Origin of the sequence: Pseudomonas trivialis, assembly GCF_001439805.1 — a bacterium.
Classification (GTDB): domain Bacteria; phylum Pseudomonadota; class Gammaproteobacteria; order Pseudomonadales; family Pseudomonadaceae; genus Aquipseudomonas; species Aquipseudomonas trivialis.
Genome location: NZ_JYLK01000026.1, coordinates 15933 through 33576, shown reverse-complemented (window position 1 = coordinate 33576; position 17644 = coordinate 15933). Strand labels below are relative to the sequence as shown.

The 17644-nt window shown below is 61.7% G+C and carries 16 protein-coding genes; 6 read left to right on the top strand and 10 right to left on the bottom strand.

Going from position 1 to position 17644, the window contains the following annotated elements:
- Positions 1-33 precede the first annotated feature (33 nt).
- Positions 34-2163, bottom strand: coding sequence for a DNA helicase RecQ (gene recQ, locus TU79_RS24235; RefSeq protein WP_057010356.1), 2130 nt, complete (start codon positions 2161-2163; stop codon positions 34-36).
- Positions 2164-2440: 277 nt separating this feature from the next.
- Between recQ and TU79_RS24230 the strand changes: the two genes are divergently transcribed.
- From TU79_RS24230 to TU79_RS24220, 3 genes are all read left to right on the top strand, one after another.
- On the top strand, positions 2441-3028 hold the full coding sequence (locus TU79_RS24230; RefSeq protein WP_003238779.1) for a UPF0149 family protein: 588 nt from the start codon (positions 2441-2443) through the stop codon (positions 3026-3028).
- Between the two features lie 20 nt (positions 3029-3048).
- Positions 3049-3432 carry a YbaN family protein gene (locus TU79_RS24225; RefSeq protein ID WP_057010355.1) on the top strand — a complete coding sequence of 128 codons (384 nt, stop codon included), beginning with the start codon at positions 3049-3051 and terminating at the stop codon, positions 3430-3432.
- Between the two features lie 101 nt (positions 3433-3533).
- Complete coding sequence (locus tag TU79_RS24220; protein ID WP_057010354.1) at positions 3534-7004, top strand: hybrid sensor histidine kinase/response regulator; 3471 nt, start codon at positions 3534-3536, stop codon at positions 7002-7004.
- Between the two features lie 41 nt (positions 7005-7045).
- Here TU79_RS24220 and TU79_RS24215 read toward each other — a convergent pair whose 3' ends face one another.
- The gene (locus tag TU79_RS24215; RefSeq protein WP_169793819.1) at positions 7046-8410 is read right to left on the bottom strand and encodes a DNA recombination protein RmuC; all 1365 of its coding nucleotides are present in this window, start codon (positions 8408-8410) and stop codon (positions 7046-7048) included.
- A gap of 175 nt (positions 8411-8585) precedes the next feature.
- The gene (locus TU79_RS24210; protein WP_057010352.1) at positions 8586-8909 is read right to left on the bottom strand and encodes an SEL1-like repeat protein; all 324 of its coding nucleotides are present in this window, start codon (positions 8907-8909) and stop codon (positions 8586-8588) included.
- Positions 8910-9367: 458 nt separating this feature from the next.
- On the opposite strand from TU79_RS24210, the gene TU79_RS24205 reads away from it, so the two are divergent.
- The 3 genes from TU79_RS24205 to TU79_RS24195 all read left to right on the top strand — a co-directional run bounded on the left by TU79_RS24205 (position 9368) and on the right by TU79_RS24195 (position 12142).
- Complete coding sequence (locus TU79_RS24205; RefSeq protein WP_057010351.1) at positions 9368-9673, top strand: hypothetical protein; 306 nt, start codon at positions 9368-9370, stop codon at positions 9671-9673.
- 443 nt (positions 9674-10116) lie between these two features.
- Positions 10117-10341: a hypothetical protein gene (locus TU79_RS24200; protein WP_003175353.1), complete on the top strand. Its 225-nt coding sequence runs from the start codon at positions 10117-10119 to the stop codon at positions 10339-10341.
- Between the two features lie 523 nt (positions 10342-10864).
- A complete protein-coding gene (locus TU79_RS24195; protein ID WP_057010350.1) occupies positions 10865-12142 on the top strand; it encodes an OmpP1/FadL family transporter in 1278 nt (425 codons plus the stop codon).
- A 66-nt stretch (positions 12143-12208) separates the two neighbouring features.
- Here TU79_RS24195 and TU79_RS24190 read toward each other — a convergent pair whose 3' ends face one another.
- From TU79_RS24190 to cobU, 7 genes are all read right to left on the bottom strand, one after another.
- The gene (locus TU79_RS24190) at positions 12209-12760 is read right to left on the bottom strand and encodes a glutathione peroxidase (RefSeq protein WP_057010349.1); all 552 of its coding nucleotides are present in this window, start codon (positions 12758-12760) and stop codon (positions 12209-12211) included.
- A 151-nt stretch (positions 12761-12911) separates the two neighbouring features.
- Positions 12912-14120 carry an MFS transporter gene (locus TU79_RS24185; protein ID WP_057010348.1) on the bottom strand — a complete coding sequence of 403 codons (1209 nt, stop codon included), beginning with the start codon at positions 14118-14120 and terminating at the stop codon, positions 12912-12914.
- Positions 14121-14174: 54 nt separating this feature from the next.
- Positions 14175-14579, bottom strand: coding sequence for a MarR family winged helix-turn-helix transcriptional regulator (locus tag TU79_RS24180; RefSeq protein WP_003238800.1), 405 nt, complete (start codon positions 14577-14579; stop codon positions 14175-14177).
- 42 nt (positions 14580-14621) lie between these two features.
- Positions 14622-15350, bottom strand: a complete 729-nt coding sequence (locus tag TU79_RS24175; RefSeq protein WP_057010347.1) for an adenosylcobinamide-GDP ribazoletransferase — start codon at positions 15348-15350, stop codon at positions 14622-14624.
- Positions 15351-15352: 2 nt separating this feature from the next.
- Positions 15353-15928: an alpha-ribazole phosphatase family protein gene (gene cobC, locus TU79_RS24170; protein ID WP_057010346.1), complete on the bottom strand. Its 576-nt coding sequence runs from the start codon at positions 15926-15928 to the stop codon at positions 15353-15355.
- Positions 15925-16980: a nicotinate-nucleotide--dimethylbenzimidazole phosphoribosyltransferase gene (cobT, locus tag TU79_RS24165; protein ID WP_057010345.1), complete on the bottom strand. Its 1056-nt coding sequence runs from the start codon at positions 16978-16980 to the stop codon at positions 15925-15927. The genes cobC and cobT overlap by 4 nt, the downstream gene beginning before the upstream one ends.
- Positions 16977-17498: a bifunctional adenosylcobinamide kinase/adenosylcobinamide-phosphate guanylyltransferase gene (gene cobU / locus TU79_RS24160; protein ID WP_057010344.1), complete on the bottom strand. Its 522-nt coding sequence runs from the start codon at positions 17496-17498 to the stop codon at positions 16977-16979. The genes cobT and cobU overlap by 4 nt, the downstream gene beginning before the upstream one ends.
- Positions 17499-17644: the final 146 nt, after the last annotated feature.

The window sequence follows — 17644 nt, the reverse complement described above, 5'->3', positions numbered from 1 at the left end:
GTACTGATTCGTTACATTGTCGCAAACGGCCCATTAAATCTCGAATTCAGACTGCAAGGCCGCCCGTACGCAGTACAGGACGCCTTCCGGCACACGCCCGGTGAACAGCGGTTCGATCTGGGCAACGGGTGGCAGTTCTCCCTCTCCGTCAAGGAAAGCGTCCTGAATTTCGCCGAGCAGATCCTCCGGCAAATCAAGGGCCTGCTCAAGTGACAATTGCTGCTTGCCAATGGATTCAGCGAGCAAGGTGTAGACGTTTTTTTCCGAGCATTGCAGTTGGCCGGCGATCTGGATCGGCGTCATGCCGGCCCGCGCCAGGCTGATCAGTTCGTGGCGGATATCGGCGACTTCCTTCGGCGCTTCGGCCTGCCCGCCCAGCACTTCGAGGAAGGCCTGGCCGTAGCGCTCCAGCTTGCGCGCGCCCACGCCGCTGACTCTGCCCATCTCTGCCATGGTGGTGGGCTGCTCGCGCAGCATCTCCAGCAGGGTGGAGTCGGGGAAGATGACGTAAGGCGGCACGCTGTGTTCCTGCGCCAGTTTGCGGCGCAGGGTGCGCAAGGCTTCCCACTGCTCGCGCTCTTCACCGCGCACCAACTGACTGGCCGGGCTGGTGCTGCTGCTTTTCGCGGTGGTCTGGGGCTTGAGGTCGCGGCGCAGTTCCAGGGTCACTTCGCCCTTGAGCAGCGGCCGGCAACTGTCGTTAAGGCGCAGGCCGCCGTAGCCTTCGATGTCGATGTCCACCAGGTTGCGCGCGACCATCTGCCGGAACAACGAACGCCATTCGCCCTCGGCCCGGGCCTTGCCGACGCCGTAGACCGAGAGTTTTTCATGGCCGAAGCTACGCACTTTCTCGTTGTCCTTGCCCAGTAGCACATCCACCAGGTGGCCCACGCCGTAGCGCTGGCCGGTGCGATAGATGGTCGACAACGCCTGACGCGCCGGCTCGGTGGCGTCCCAGGTCTGGACGCCATCGGTGCAGTTGTCGCAATGGCCGCAGGGCTCGGGCATGTCTTCGTCGAAGTAGGCGAGCAAGGTCTGGCGGCGGCAGCGAGTCTCTTCGCACAGCGACAGCATGGCGTCGAGCTTGTGCTGCTCAAGGCGCTTGTGACGCTCGTCGCCTTCGGAGTTCTGCAGCATCTGCTTGAGCATCACCACGTCCTGCAGCCCGTAGACCATCCAGGCATCCGCCGGCAGGCCATCGCGGCCGGCGCGACCGGTTTCCTGATAGTAAGCCTCGAGGGATTTGGGCAGGTCCATGTGGGCGACGAAGCGCACGTTGGATTTGTCGATGCCCATGCCGAACGCAATGGTTGCCACCATGATCAGACCTTCCTCGTTGAGGAAGCGCTTCTGGTGGGCCGAGCGTGTCTCATTGGGCAGGCCCGCGTGGTACGGCAGCGCCGGATAGCCCTGCTCGCAGAGGAACGCGGCCACTTCGTCGACCTTTTTTCGCGACAGGCAATAGACAATGCCGGCATCGCTGCGCCGCTCGGACAGGAACGCCAGCAACTGCTTGCGCGGCTGCTCCTTGGGCACGATGCGGTAGAAGATATTCGGTCGGTCGAAACTCGACAGGAAGCGCTCGGCGTTCTGCAGATGCAGGCGCTCGACGATTTCCTCGCGGGTACGCTTGTCGGCGGTGGCGGTCAGGGCGATACGCGGCACGTCGGGAAACAGCTCGGCCAACTGGCCCAACTGCAAATACTCGCGACGAAAATCATGCCCCCATTGCGACACACAGTGAGCTTCGTCGATGGCGAACAGGGCGATTTCCAGGCTCTGCAGGAACGCCAGCATGCGCGGCTGCACCAGGCGCTCGGGGGCCAGATAAAGCATTTTCACTTCGCCGCGCTTGATGCGTGCGGCCAGGTCGCGCTGCTGCTCGGCGCTGAGGGTGGAATTCAGGGAGGCGGCAGCGACACCGAGTTCTTCCAGGGTGGCTACCTGATCGTCCATCAACGCGATCAACGGCGAAACCACTACCGCCAGGCCGTTGCGCAGCAAGGCCGGCACCTGGAAGCACAAGGATTTACCGCCACCGGTGGGCATCAATACCAGGGCATCACCACCGTTGGCCACGCGCTCAATGATCGCACCCTGGCGGCCACGAAAACTGTCGTAGCCGAAGATGTCCTTGAGGACGCGTTGAGCCTGCTCGAGCATGTAAAACTCCAAAATGGTGCCGAAATCCCTCTGTACAGGCTGGCCGAAAAACGGTGCTGGCACGAAAAATAATCCGTAAGCGAAGTTTTCCCGCGCTGCCGCCCAGCCTGCATGGGGCATCACAAAACGCGGCAGTATACCCGAGCGCCATCCGGCAAAGGGCGCGACTGACGAATAGACCTCTCTCGCTAAAACCTGGCAAATATGCAGTGCGGCTGGCCTGGGCGCTCAAGAAAGCCTAGAATTCAGCATCGTTTATTCCCAAGGTAGTCCTTCAATGTCCTTCGCTGAGCAACTAACCCGCCTGCAAGCCTTCCTCGACGCCGATGAGCTGCATGACGAGGCGCTGGACTACGTGGCCGCCCACGGCTACCTGACCGCCCTGTCGATCTGCGCCGAAGTCGTCCCCGACCGTGAATGGATCGACGCACTGTTCGCTGAAGAACCTCGCTACACCGACGACGCCCACCGCGAGGAAATCGAATCCACCCTGCTGGCCCTCAAGGCACACATCGGTCGCCAACTGGCCTCTGACGAGGAATTCGAGCTGCCGTGCGAGCTGGACCTGGGCGAAGATCCGGATGACTCCGACCTGCGCGGCTGGTGCATCGGTTTCATGGAAGGCGTGTTCCTGCGTGAAGCCGCCTGGTTCGAATCGGCTGAAGAAGAAGTCAGCGAGATGCTCCTGCCGATCATGGTCGGTTCGGGTCTGTTCGAGGAAGAAGCTGAATTCTCCGATATCGCCGCCGACGCCAACCTGATGGACGACATGATCGTACAGATTCCGGAAGCCCTGACCGCGCTTTACCTGCTGTGCAACGCGCCCGACGAAAAACCGGCGATTCTCAAGCCTCGCCACCACTGAGTGGTTTGCCCGTGACACCCATGGGCAATCGCTCGCCACTCCTGCGCTATACGCTGCTGGCCATCGGCTGGCTCAGCGTGGCGCTGGGAGTGATCGGCATTTTCCTGCCGGTGCTGCCCACCACGCCCTTCCTCCTTCTCGCCGCCGCCTGTTTTGCACGCAGTTCTCCGCGCTTCTACCACTGGCTGGTGGAACACCCGCAACTGGGCCCGTGGATTCGAGGCTATCTGGACGGCGATGGCATCCCGCTCAAGGGCAAGGTCTACGCCATCGGCCTGATGTGGCTGAGCATCGGCGTGTCCTGCTACCTGGTGCCCTCGCCCTGGGCGCGCGGGTTCATGCTGACCAGCGCCGTGCTGGTGACCGTCTTCATCCTGCGTCAGAAAACCCTGCCACCGGGATGATCGAGGGGGCGACCTTGGTCGACACTGACTAACCCCCCGCATCATGCGAGACTGTCCCGCCGGGCCGGGTCTGCCCGGGTGTTCCTGTGCTCGGAGTTAACATGACGCTGTCCAGCGGGCTGATCGCCGCCGTTGCCCTGGCCTATATGGCCATTATGTTTGCCATCGCCTTCTACGGGGACCGCCGCCGCGCGCCGTTGCCCCCGCGCGTGCGCGCCTGGGTCTACAGCCTGTCACTGGCGGTGTATTGCACCAGCTGGACGTTCTTCGGCGCCGTCGGTCAGGCCGCCGAACAACTGTGGGCATTCATCCCGATCTACCTGGGCCCGGTGCTGTTACTGGTACTGGCACCCTGGGTGCTGCAAAAGATGGTGCTGATCAGCAAGCAGGAAAACATCACCTCCATTGCCGACTTCATCGCCGCCCGCTATGGCAAATCCCAGTCGCTCGCTGTGGTGGTTGCGTTGATCTGCCTGGTCGGCGTGCTGCCGTATATCGCGCTGCAACTCAAAGGCATCGTGCTCGGCGTCAACCTGTTGATCGGCTCTGGCGCCGACACCACCGGCACCCGCGCCCAGGACACCGCGCTGGTGGTTTCACTGGTGCTGGCGCTGTTCACCATCGTCTTCGGCACCCGCAACCTCGACGCCACCGAACACCACCGAGGGATGGTGCTGGCGATTGCATTCGAGTCGCTGGTCAAGCTGTTCGCATTTCTCGCGGTTGGCGCATTTGTGACCTACGGCCTGTACGACGGTTTCGACGACCTGTTCAGCCAGGCCATGCTCGCGCCCCGGCTGGAGGAATACTGGAAGGAGACTATCAATTGGCCGTCGATGGTGGTGCAGACCGGCGTCGCAATGATGGCAATCATTTGCCTGCCCCGGCAGTTTCACGTCACGGTGGTCGAGAACATTGACCCACAGGACCTGCGCCTGGCCAAGTGGGTGTTTCCGGCGTACCTGATCCTCGCCGCACTGTTTGTGGTGCCGATTGCCCTGGGCGGCAAGATGCTGCTGCCCGGCTCGGTGCTGCCCGACTCCTACGTGATCAGCCTGCCCCTGGCCGAGGCTCATCCGGCACTGGCGGTATTGGCGTTTATCGGCGGCGCCTCGGCCGCCACCGGCATGGTGATCGTGGCCAGCATCGCGCTGTCGACCATGGTCTCCAACGACATGCTGCTACCCTGGCTGCTGCGCCGTTCCAGCGCCGAGCGGCCGTTCGAAGTGTTCCGCCACTGGATGCTCTCGGTGCGCCGGGTCAGCATTGTGATCATCCTGCTGCTGGCCTATGTCAGCTACCGGCTGCTGGGCTCCACCGCCAGCCTGGCCACCATCGGTCAGATCGCCTTTGCCGCCGTGACCCAGCTGGCCCCCGCCATGCTCGGCGCGCTGTACTGGAAGCAGGCCAATCGCCGTGGCGTGTTCGCAGGCCTCGCGGCGGGCACGTTCCTGTGGTTCTACACCCTGGTCCTACCGGTGACCGCGAAAAGTCTCGGCTGGTCCTTCAGCATTTTTCCCGGCATGACCTGGCTGCATTCGCACCCGCTGGGGTTGTCCGTCACCTCGCTGACCCTCGGCACGGTGTTTTCCCTGGCGGGCAACTTCACCCTGTTCGTGTGGGTGTCGATGCTGTCGCGCACTCGGGTTTCCGAGCATTGGCAGGCTGGCCGCTTTATCGGCCAGGAGACCAGCCAGCGTGCCGGCGCCCGCTCGATGCTGTCGGTGCAGATCAGCGACCTGCTCAGCCTGGCGGCGCGCTTTGTCGGTGAGGAACGCGCGCAGCAGAGCTTCATCCGCTTCGCCTATCGCCAGGGCAAGGGCTTCAACCCCAACCAGAATGCCGACAATGACTGGATCGCCCACACCGAACGCCTGCTGGCCGGGGTACTCGGCGCCTCGTCGACGCGAGCGGTAGTAAAAGCGGCCATTGAAGGTCGGGAAATGCAGCTTGAGGACGTCGTCCGAATCGCCGACGAAGCCTCGGAAGTGCTGCAGTTCAACCGCGCGCTGTTGCAAGGCGCCATCGAAAACATCACCCAGGGCATCAGCGTGGTCGACCAGTCCCTCAAGTTGGTGGCGTGGAATCGTCGTTACCTGGAGCTGTTCAATTACCCGGACGGGCTGATCAGCGTGGGCCGGCCGATTGCCGACATCATTCGCTACAACGCCGAACGCGGCCTGTGCGGGCCGGGCGAGGCCGAGGTGCATGTGGCGCGACGCCTGCACTGGATGCGCCAGGGCCGCGCGCACACCTCCGAGCGCCTGTTTCCCAATGGCCGGGTCATCGAGCTGATCGGCAATCCGATGCCGGGCGGCGGCTTTGTCATGAGTTTCACCGACATCACCGCGTTCCGCGAAGCGGAGCAGGCACTCACCGAGGCTAATGAAGGCCTGGAACAACGGGTGACCGAGCGCACCCATGAACTGTCGCAGCTCAACCTGGCACTCACCGACGCCAAGGGCGTGGCCGAGTCCGCCAGCCAGTCGAAAACCCGCTTTCTCGCGGCGGTGAGCCATGACCTGATGCAGCCTTTGAACGCCGCACGCCTGTTCTCTGCCGCCCTCTCCCATCAGCACGACGGCCTGTCGAGCGAAGCCCGGCAACTGGTGCAGCACCTGGACAGCTCGCTGCGTTCGGCTGAAGACCTCATCAGCGACTTGCTGGATATCTCGCGCCTGGAAAACGGCAAGATCAATCCGCAGCGTCAGCCGTTTGTGCTGAACGAACTGTTCGACGCCCTCGGCGCCGAGTTCAAGGCGCTGGCCCAGGAGCAAGGCCTGCGCTTTCGTCTGCGCGGCAGCCGTTTGCGTGTCGACAGTGACATCAAGTTGCTGCGGCGGGTTTTGCAGAATTTTCTGACCAACGCATTCCGTTATGCCGAAGGCCCGGTGCTGCTGGGCGTACGCCGGCGTCGTGGGGAATTGTGCCTGGAGGTGTGGGACCGTGGCCCAGGCATTGCGCTGGACAAACAGAAGGTCATCTTCGAGGAGTTCAAGCGCCTGGACAGCCACCAGACCCGCGCCGAGAAAGGCCTGGGCCTGGGTCTGGCGATTGCCGATGGCTTGTGCCGGGTGCTGGGCCACCGCCTGAGCGTGCGCTCCTGGCCGGGCAAAGGCAGCGTGTTCAGCGTGCACGTGCCACTGGCGCGCAATCAAGCCAGCCCGCCGCTCAAGGCGCCGCTGGAAACCGGCCAACCGCTGAGCGGCGCACGCGTGCTGTGCGTGGACAACGAAGACAGCATCCTGATCGGTATGCGCAGCCTGCTGACCCGGTGGGGCTGCGAAGTATGGACCGCCGCCGATCAGGCGCAATGCGCCGTCTTGCTTGCCGACGGCGTGCGTCCGCAACTGGTGCTGGTGGACTATCACCTGGACCACGGCGAAACCGGCACCGGGCTGATGGGTTGGTTGCGTGCGCAGCTGGCCGAGCCCATTCCCGGCGTGGTGATCAGCGCCGATGGCCGTGCAGAGACAGTGGCCGAGGTGCATGCCGCGGGGTTGGATTACCTGGCCAAGCCGGTAAAACCTGCAGCGCTGCGGGCGCTGTTAAGCCGGCACCTGCCGCTGTAAGCCTGCTTCACTCGGTCAAAATGTGGGAGGGTGCTGCGTTTTTATTCGGGAACGTGCGCCACGCCATCAGAGTCGGTCATCGCGCGTTCGAGCAAATCGGCCGGCAGGCTTTTGCTGGCGCGGGCACCGAGCAGCCTTAATTGCTCGGTGCGGCTGACCAGATTTCCGCGTCCATCCGTAAGCTTGTTACGCGCTGCGCTGTAAGCCTTATCCAACTGCTGCAGGCGGTTGCCCACTTCATCCAGGTCCTGAATAAACAACACGAACTTGTCGTACAGCCAACCGGCGCGTTCGGCGATCTCCCGCGCGTTCTGGCTTTGACGCTCCTGCTTCCACAGGCTGTCGATCACCCGCAGGGTGGCGAGCAAGGTGGTGGGGCTGACGATCACGATATGGCGGTCGAACGCTTCCTGGAACAGGTTGGGCTCGGCCTGCAAGGCTGCCGAAAAAGCCGCCTCAATGGGTACGAAGAGCAGCACGAAATCCAGACTGTGCAAGCCTTCCAGACGCTTGTAATCCTTGCCGGCCAAGCCTTTGACGTGATTGCGCAGGGACAGCACGTGCTGCTTCAACGCCGCCTGGCCGATCACCTCGTCATCCGCTGCCACATACTGCTGATAGGCGGTCAGACTGACCTTGGAGTCCACCACCACCTGCTTGTCGCCGGGCAACATGATCAGCACGTCCGGCTGAAAACGCTCGCCGTCCGGCCCCTTGAGGCTGACTTGTGTCTGGTACTCGCGGCCTTTCTCCAGGCCTGCATGCTCCAGCACGCGCTCAAGGATCAACTCGCCCCAGTTGCCCTGGGTTTTCTGGCCCTTGAGGGCGCGGGTCAGGTTGGTGGCTTCGTCCGACAGGCGCAGGTTCAACTGCTGCAGGCGTTCAAGTTCCTTGGCCAGGGAGAAACGTTCACGGGCTTCATTCTGGTAGCTTTCTTCAACGCGCTTTTCGAAGGACTGGATGCGTTCCTTGAGCGGATCGAGCAGCTGACCAAGGCGTTCGTGGCTGGTTTCGGCGAAACGCTGTTCACGTTCATCGAAGATCTTCCCGGCCAGCTCGGCGAATTGCGCGCGCAGTTCATCCCGCGAACCTTGCAGGTCGGTGAGGCGTTGCTGGTGGCTGTCCTGCTGCTCGCGCAGTTCAGCGCGCAAGGCGGCCGCCAAGGCGTCCAGGCGGCGCAGTTCGGTTTCCTTGGCAGTGCGGTCGAGGTTCCAGGCGTGGGCGGCGTCGCGGGCATTGTCGCGGTCGATCTGCAGCAGTTCGACCTCGCGACGCAGGGCCGCCAGATCCGCCTGCTTGGCCGCGTTGGCGTGGCTCAAGTCGCTGATCTCATCGCGGCTGGCGTCCAGTTGAGCAGCGAGCCCTTCCTGGGCCAGTTGCGCGGTGGCCAGTCGTTCTTCGAGCAGTTCCCAGCCGGTGGTGCGTGCAGTCAGGCGCCGCTGAAGCTGCCAACACAGCGCCACTAACGGCACCGCAGCGCCCGCGAGGCCCAGCGCGAGGCTGGTCCAGTCAAAAGCCATAGCCATGTTTGCCGTCACCGAAAAAGACCAAGGTTAACCAAGCGCAGGGCAGGAGGACAGCTCAGTCTTCGACCTGGCCCAATTCGCGCAGGGCACGGCGATCGCCGGCGCGGGCTGCCAGGCGCAGCAGGTCGTGGCCGATACGACGGTCGCGGGCATTCCCGCACTCACGGCACATGAGTTGACCCAGGCGACTCTGCGCGACGACGACACCTTCACGGGCCGGCTGCTTGAGCAAACGCCCGGCAAAATGCTTGACGTTGGTGTGATGCCCCAGGCGGGGGCTATCGAGCAGCCACAAGGCGACTTTCAGGGAGAAACGCTTGGGTGTGGTAACAGCCTGGGAGGTATCGGTAACAGAAGATGATACTGAGCGAAACTTCATAAAGCACTGTGGGACAGATCGGAAGGCGCGCCACTCTACTCTTTTTTTCGTTCAGGTAAAGCTGAAATAAACCTGCACGCCCGTGCTAGAGCAAGCGCTTGGGACAATCCACAGAAGCTGTGGATAACTCAGTGGACAACCGTGCTTTAACTTGCGCAAAGCCCCATGGAACGGGGGCCGCAGTCAAACTGACGATTTTTTCACCAATAAAAAAAAGCGATGTTTTTCATTGACTTAAATTTTCATTGCAGGCAAATGGCAGCGCCGGAGTGCAAGTAACGGCGGCAAGACACACGCTGCAACCAATGTGCACAAGTGGCAATCATTCGGCGCTATGAGCGTGGTTTTTTGATTCGTCAACCGGCGCAAATGTTACCGAAGGTGCAAAGCCGGGCCTTTTCAAAGGCCGTTCCGCTCGCCACACTGCCCCACCTTGCAGCGCATCGGGATAGGGATACATGAAAGGAATGCTGTTATTCGCCGTGTTGTTATTGGCCATCTGCGCGACATCTCTGGGCATCAATGCGGCGTTGCCCTCCCCCGACGGTGCACTGTTCGCCATTGCTATCCTGGTGTCTGCCGCGTTTACGGCAGTGAGCCTGTGCATCGAGTTGGGTGAGGGCCGGATCAATGACATGGGGGATGTGATGAAGGTGGTCGAAACAGGCCAGTCACTGCGACTGACCCTGGCCACCTACGCGCTGGGCTGCTCGCTGGCGGCGGCGATTACGGTGCTGGTGTATCGAGGATTGCTTGGCGGCTGAATGAATTTTTTTTGCCAACGCGCTTTCCTTTCGTGTTTCGATCCATTACTATCCGCGGCGTTAGTACCAAGCTGAAAGTCAATTCTGGTCGAGCAAATCCCCTGAACAACGCGGGATCGACCACCTCGATGGTTTCCAGGTATCGCTTGCGACGACACGGCCTTTGAACAAGCAAAGGGTGTCGCGAAGTTTCCATACTCTGACCGAACCAACCTGCAGATTGATCAGGATCTTCACCCCGGGCCCAGAACCTTTGCCCTTGTTGTGTTGCCTGCCCTCCTAAGTACCTACCTGCCAGCCCAAGCGCGCCTTATTATCAGCGCTTCAAACTGGCGGCTTTGTTCCAGTCAGGTTCTTCGTTTGATCAATGGTGATCAACGTTACTGGAACGTTTTAACGTTGCACGGTTCTTAAACCGTGTCATTTGTAGGAACACCCATAATATGAACGCTCAAATCCACACTCAGGATGCCATCCGCACCCTCACCAACGCTTTTGCCCCAATGAACTGCCTGATCATGGCCGCTCGCAAAGGCTGCTTCAGCTTCACCCTGGTCAACGAACACGGCATCGCGCGTCACAGCGAACGCCTGTATCCCGATCAATACTCCAGCGCAGAACCGCTGCAGGCCGTGATCGAGCGTACCCGTCAGGCACTGGTTGCCTGATCGACCCGAGTCGCTGAAACGCAAAAACCCTGTTTGAAAAACAGGGTTTTTTATTGCCTGCGATTTCTACTCAGCGATTTCGCCCTCAGCTCAAATAGATATAACCGTTATAACTGAATAAAGAAGATGTTTTAAAAACAGCCTTTTACATCACGAATATCACACTACACTTCAACTTGAGCGGCTTGATCCGCTTTCGGCGAGCCTGAGCTTCGATTCATTGCTGCCAAGCCCTCCCCGCTCAGGCTTCGTCGATCCTCTCGTGATCCATCAAACAGCAAACCACTAAAAATAAATATTCCATCTTCAAATGGGCCGCACAAATGGATGAAGCCCGCCAAACCTGTGTTTCACCCATGAATCATGAGGCCCGCCGACCGGGCAATTTGCAAGATTCGTCAAATAACGGGAATTATGGTCGGATTGTCCTACAAAACCCCTCTATCTCCTGCATTACAGCCTATAGCGCGATGTTAAATTTATTGATACTTTCCGCAACGGTGATCACCACGGAGTTCTAATAATGAAAAAAGTAATGCTCAAGACCACACTTAGCTTCGCCGTTGCCATGGCTTCTTCCCAACTGTTCGCCAGCGGTTTCGCGCTGAACGAACAGAGCGTCAGCGGGATGGGGACGGGTTTCGCGGGTCGTTCCTCTTCTGCCGATGATGCAAGCACTGTCTACGGCAACCCTGCCGGCATGGCGCGCCTGCAAGGCCAGCAGGTCACGGGTGGCGCTGCAGCCATCGACGCCTCCACCGACATCAGCGACGTGAGTGGCCGCTCCCGCGGCAGCAACAAAGGCGATATGGTGCCTTTCACTGGCGTTCCTTTCGGTTTCTACACCAATAAACTCAACGATCAATGGGCCGTCGGCTTCGGTGTCTATGCACCGTTCGGTCTGGTGACCGATTACGAAAGCGGCTTCCAGGGCCGTGGCTTTGGCAGCAAAAGCGAAGTAAAAGTCATCACTTTGCAGCCTACCGTCAGCTACGCCTTCAATGATCGCGTTTCCGTAGGTTTTGGCCCGACCATCAACCGCATCGCCGGCACCCTGGAATCGGACCTGACGCTGAACCCTGCCGCGCCGGACACCAATATCAAGATCAAGGGTGACGACACCGCACTGGGCTTCAACGTCGGCGTGCTGGTTCAAGCCACCGACACCACCCGTGTTGGCCTGACCTATCACTCCAAGGTCAGCTACAAGCTCGATGGCCACACTGAAGTCACCGCGCCCACCGCGACCTCGCCGTTCCTGCGCAGCAATCGCTACGATGCGTCGCTGAAGATCGACACCCCTGAGTCCTACGACCTGTCGGTCACCCAGGACCTGACCGACGCGTGGAAACTCTACGCGGGCGCGACCTGGACCCGCTGGAGCCGTCTGAAAGACATCACCGTCGAAAACAAGGGCGTGAGCGGCGCTACCGGCGGCGCACTGGCGCCAGCCCTGGTGAGCACCATCAAGGAAGACCAGAACTGGCACGATACCTGGGCCTACGCCTTGGGTACTTCGTACCAGTTGACCAAACAGGTGGTACTGCGTACCGGCCTGACGTTCGACCAATCGCCGACCAACAACACGGATCGCTCGCCGCGCATCCCGACCGGCGACCGCACCATCTTCAGCCTGGGCCTGGGCTACGAAGTGATGCCGAACATGACCGTCGACGTGGCCTACTCCTACCTGAAGGAAGAGGACGTCAAGGTTGCACGCTCCAACCAATTGGCCAGCTACAACGCCAAGTATGAAAACAGTGCCAATGGTTTCGGCCTGGGCATGACCTACCGCTTCTGATTCACAGCGGTATAAAAAAAGCCCCGCTCTCCTGCAAGGGAGGCGGGGCTTTTCAATGGGCGCCGATCAGGGTTTGGAGGCGATTGCCTTTTCCACCGCCTCGATCAGCTCAGGGCTGTCGGGCTTGGTGAGGCTGGAAAAGTCGGCGATGACGTTGCCCTGGCGGTCCACCACGTACTTGTAGAAATTCCATTTGGGCGCGTTGCTTTGCTGCGCCAGCACCTTGAACAGGTGCACCGCGTCTGCGCCCCTGACCGGCTGCGGCTCGATCATGGTGAACGTGACGCCGTAATTCACATAGCAGACCTTGGCGGTCTCCTCGCCGGTCTTGGCTTCCTGCTTGAAGTCATCGGACGGCACGCCGATCACTTCCAGCCCCTGATCCTTGTAGCGTTGGTACAAGGCTTCGAGACCTTTGAATTGCGGCGCGAACCCGCAGAAGCTCGCGGTATTGACGATCACCAGCGGTTTACCGGCAAAGCGCTGGCACAGGTCGATGGATTCTTTCGCACGCAACTTGGGCAGTTGCCCTTCGAGCAGTGGTGGGCATTCGGCAGCCATCGCCACCCCGCCAAAAGCCGCCATCAACACGGGAACTGCAAGCCAGCGCATGCGCATGTGGAAATGTCCTATAAAAAATTCAGAGCCCGAACTTAACAGATCGACATACCCAGTTGCATCAACGCCAGTCCGCCATGTTGCCAGCCCCACCAGGCCATCAGCAACAGGACGATGCCGGCGACGATCACCAACGACCTTGCTGTCCCGCTCATGCTGCCTCCATTTGCGCCTGCAGCCTGGCCACCGGCCGCTCGCGCACCGGCCAGTTCAGGCCTGCAGCGATCAGGCTCAGCACAATTGCCACCTGCCAGATCAAATCGTAGTTGCCGGTATGATCATAGACCACCCCGCCCAACCAGCCGCCGAGAAACGAGCCGAGTTGGTGAAACAGGAACACGATCCCACCGAGCATGGAGAGGTTTCGCACACCGAACAGCGTCGCGACCGTGCCATTGGTCAGCGGCACGGTGGACAGCCACAGGAACCCCATGGCCATGCCGAACAGGTACGCGCTGACCTGAGTCACCGGCGCCCACAGGAACAGCGCGATCACCACTGCGCGCAACAGATACAACCCCGTGAGCAGGCGTGGCTTGGACATGCGCCCGCCGAGCCAACCGGCGGTGTAGGTGCCGAAAATATTGAACAGGCCGATCAATGCCAGCACGGTGGTGCCGACCGTGGCCGGCAGATGCTGGTCCACCAGATAGGCGGGCAGATGCACGCCGATGAACACCACTTGAAAACCGCAGACAAAGAAGCCAAAGGCCAGTAACCAGAAGCCGGAGTGGGAACAGGCTTCGCGCAACGCCTCACGCAAGGTCTGCTGGCCGGCCAGTACCGGCAGCGGCCTGTCCTTGAGCATGCTGACCAGCGGCAGAATCAGCGCCACCATCAAACCCAGCGCCAGCAGCGCGGCAGACCAGCCCAGCCAACTGATCAGACCCAGGGTACCCGGCACCATGGCGAATTGGCCAAAAGACCCGGCAGCGCTGGCAATGCCCATGGCCATGCTGCGTTTTTCCGGGGCCACCGCACGCCCGACCACCCCGAGGATCACCGAAAACGACGTGCCGGACAGGCCGATGCCGATCAACAGGCCCGCGCTTAACGACAGCGACCACGCCGAATCGGACAAGCCCATCAACACCAGGCCCACGGCGTAAAGAACGCCGCCGACAAACACGGTTTTGGTCGCACCGAAACGGTCGGCCAGGGCCCCGGTGAACGGCTGTGCCAGACCCCAGATCAGGTTTTGCAAGGCAATGGCGAAGGCGAAGGTTTCGCGGCCCCAGCCGAATTCGGCGCTCATCGGCGACAAAAACAGGCCAAAGCCGTGGCGCACGCCCAAAGACAACGCCAGGATCAGCGCACTCCCCACAAGAACCCAGCCACTGGTGCGCCACATCGAGGTCATTTCTTGTTCTCCGCTCGCGGGTATATACCCGCTTGTCATCGAACGAACCTGCCCTCAGGCGAGTTCGTCCAGCAAGGCCAACAGGGTTTCGCGCTTGTCGGCGCCCAGTCGGTCAATCAGTTTCTGCTGCGCCGCTTCCCAGGCCGGCAAGGCGGCAGCCAGCCGCTCTGCACCGGCTTCGGTCAACATCACCAAACGGTTTCGCAGGTCGCTACCCTCGACCAACTGCACCAGGCCTTCGCATTCCAGCACCCGCAGATTGCGCCCCAGGGTGCTGCGATCCAGGCCCATGGCGTCGGCCAAACTGGAAATGCTCGGCTGATCCAACCGCTGCAGGTTGCACAGCAGGGAATACTGGGCAACGTTGATCCCGAAGCCGTCGAGGGCGCCGTCGTAGTGCCTGCTGACGCCACGAGCGGCGCGACGCAGGTTGATACATAAACATTGGGAGGCAAGCATGGAGCGTGTATATACCCGCGATTGAGCAAATGCAAGAAAGTGTTACAAAGCCAGCCCCGCCAGCACCGCCACTTCCAGCAGCTCCAGCATGGCGCCGGCCGTATCGCCGGTGGTGCCGCCGAGCCGCTTGACCATCAGCCGGCGCAGGCCGATAAAGCACAGCGCTGCGAGCAGCACGGCGATACCGCCACTGAAACCGCCGATCAGCAGGCAGGCCAAAGCGCTGAGGATCAGCACCTGCTGGCCCACCACGCGCGGTAAATGATCTGACAAGGCCTGGCCTAATCCCCCTGCCCGCACATAGCGCGTGGTGAGAAACAGCGCCAGCATCGAGGCGCGCCCGATCAGCGGCGCCAGGATCAAGGCCGCGCCGTTGTGCTGCTCGATCAACGCCACCAGCGCCGCGAACTTGAGCAGCAACACCAGGCCCAGGGTCACCACGGCAATCGGCCCGCTGCGCGGGTCTTTCATGATACTGAGCGTACGCTCGCGGTCGCCGAAGCCGCCGAGCCAGGCATCCGCGCTGTCCGCCAGGCCGTCCAGATGCAGGCCGCCACTGAGCAGCACCCACGCGGTCAACAGCAGCGCGGCGTGCAGCAACAGCGGCGCGCCCATCAACAGACTGTTGAGCCCCCACAGCAGCAGCCCGAAGAGCAAGCCCACCAGCGGATAGAACAGCAACGAACGCCCCAGTTCCTGAGGTTGCGGCATGCCCGGCAAGCGAATCGGCAGGCTGCTCAGAAATTGCAGGGCGATCCAGAACGGCAACATGATCAGATGTCTTCCTTCAATACACCGCCTGCGCCGACGCGCAGGCTGAACAGCCCGCCGTGGCCGACTTCGACGTTCAGCAACCGCTCGCGGGGCAGGCCGCGCGCGCGGGCCAGCAGCAAACGCATCACCCCGCCGTGGCTGATCAACAGCACGCGCTCACCGGCATAGGCCTGATGCAGGCGTGAGACCGCACCAAGTACGCGGTCGGAAAAATCGCTGACCGGCTCTCCCTCGGGTGGGGTGAAGTTATACGGATCGGCCCAGAACAGGCCCAGGCCTTCAGCATCGGTTTGCATCAGTGCCGCCGCGCTCTGCCCTTCCCAGGCACCGAAGTGCAGCTCCTGCAGGTCTTTTTCCAGGCTCACCGGCAGGTTGAGGCGTGCACCCAACTCCTCGGCAAAACGCGCACACCGTTGCAGCGGCGAACTGATGACGCGGTCCCAGGGGCCCTGCTCGACGACGGCGGCGCGCATCTGCGCCCAGCCGTTGGCGGTGAGCGCGTCATCCAGGCTGCCGCGCAGGCCGCCGCCCAATTCGGTTTCACCGTGACGCAGCAAGTCCAGGTGCAAGATCATGCGGGACGATCCGCCACGGCCGCTTCGGCGAAGGTCGCCATCTGCCCATGCAGCGCGCAGGCCAGGCGCAACAGCGGCACCGCCGTTGCGGCGCCACTGCCTTCGCCAAGGCGCAGGCCAAGGTCCAGCAATGGCTGGGTGTCGAGGCTTTGCAGCACGTGGCGATGCCCTGGCTCGGCGCCACGATGGCCAAACAGCAGCCATTCGCGGCACGCCGGGTTCAGATGCGTGGCCACCAGCGCCGCGACGGTGCAGATAAACCCGTCCACCAGCACCGCGACGCCCTCCTGGGCACAGGCCAGATACGCGCCGACCAGCGCCACGATCTCAAACCCGCCGAGGTTGAACAGCGTCTGCAACGCATCACCGCGTTGCCCGGCGTGCAGCGCCAGCGCGCGCTCGATAACGGCCACCTTTTGGCTGACGCCCTGAGCATTGAGCCCCGTGCCCGGTCCGGTCAGGTCTTTCACCGGGCAATCGAGCAAGGCACACGCCAGCGCACTGGCGGCGGTGGTGTTGCCGATGCCCATCTCGCCACCGATAAACAATTGCGCGCCGCTCTCCAGGGCGCGCAGCACGCTATCGCGGCCGGCTTGCAACGCTTGCCTGCCCTGGGCCGCAGTCATCGCCGGACCCTTGACGAAATTCGCCGTGCCCGCGCCGAGGTTCAAATGACGCACGCCGGGCAGTTTCAACGCGGGCGTGACGGTGCCGAGGTCGACCACTTCCAGCTGTGCATCCAACTGACGCGCCAACACACTGATGGCCGCGCCGCCGCTGACAAAGTTATGCAGCATCTGCCCGGTCACTTCCTGGGGAAAGGCCGATACACCTTCGGCGACTACGCCGTGATCGCCGGCGAAGATCGCGATCCACAGCCGATCCACCGACGGCTTGACCCGCCCTTGCAACCCCGCCAACTGCACCGCCAGCGCTTCCAGCTGGCCAAGGGAACCGGCCGGCTTGGTCAATTGCTGCTGGCGCGCCAGGGCCTGTTCGTACGCCGAGACGTCAATCGCCCTGCACGGGTTGAGCCACCAGGTGTCAGTCATAACGCAGTACCTTTCAAAGTCAGGGGCAGGCCGGCGACGGTCAGGACAACACGCTGACAACGCTCGGCCAGGGCTTGATGCAGCCAACCGGCTTCATCCACATAGCGGCGAGTCAATTCGCCCAGCGGCACGACACCCAGACCGGTCTCGTTGCTGACAAAAATGATCTGCCCCGGCAGCGAGGCCAGGGTGTCCAACAGGTGATCGCGCTCGAACGCCAGGCGCCCCGCGTCTTCGAGCATCAGCAGGTTGGTCAGCCACAGGGTCAGGCAATCAACCAGCAGGCAGCGATCCACTGCCGCGTTGTCGCGCAGGACACGCGCCAGCTCAATGGGCTCTTCGATCAAACCCCAATGCTCGGGTCGACGCTGGCGATGCAAGGCAACCCGCTCATTCATCTCACCGTCCAGCGGTTGGCTGGTGGCGATGTAAGTGACCGGCAACCCACTGTCGCTGGCAAGCTTTTCGGCGAGACGGCTTTTGCCGGAGCGAGCGCCACCGAGGATCAGTTCAAGCATGGATGGCACCTTCGGTTGGCTGAAATTGTTTGGCTGTCAGGCCGCCATCGCGGGCAAGCCCGCTCCCACAGAAAAGCACATCAGCTTTTGAGCTGGCTTTTGATTTTGATCTCAGGCGCCCCGTAAAACCACGCTGGCCGAACGCA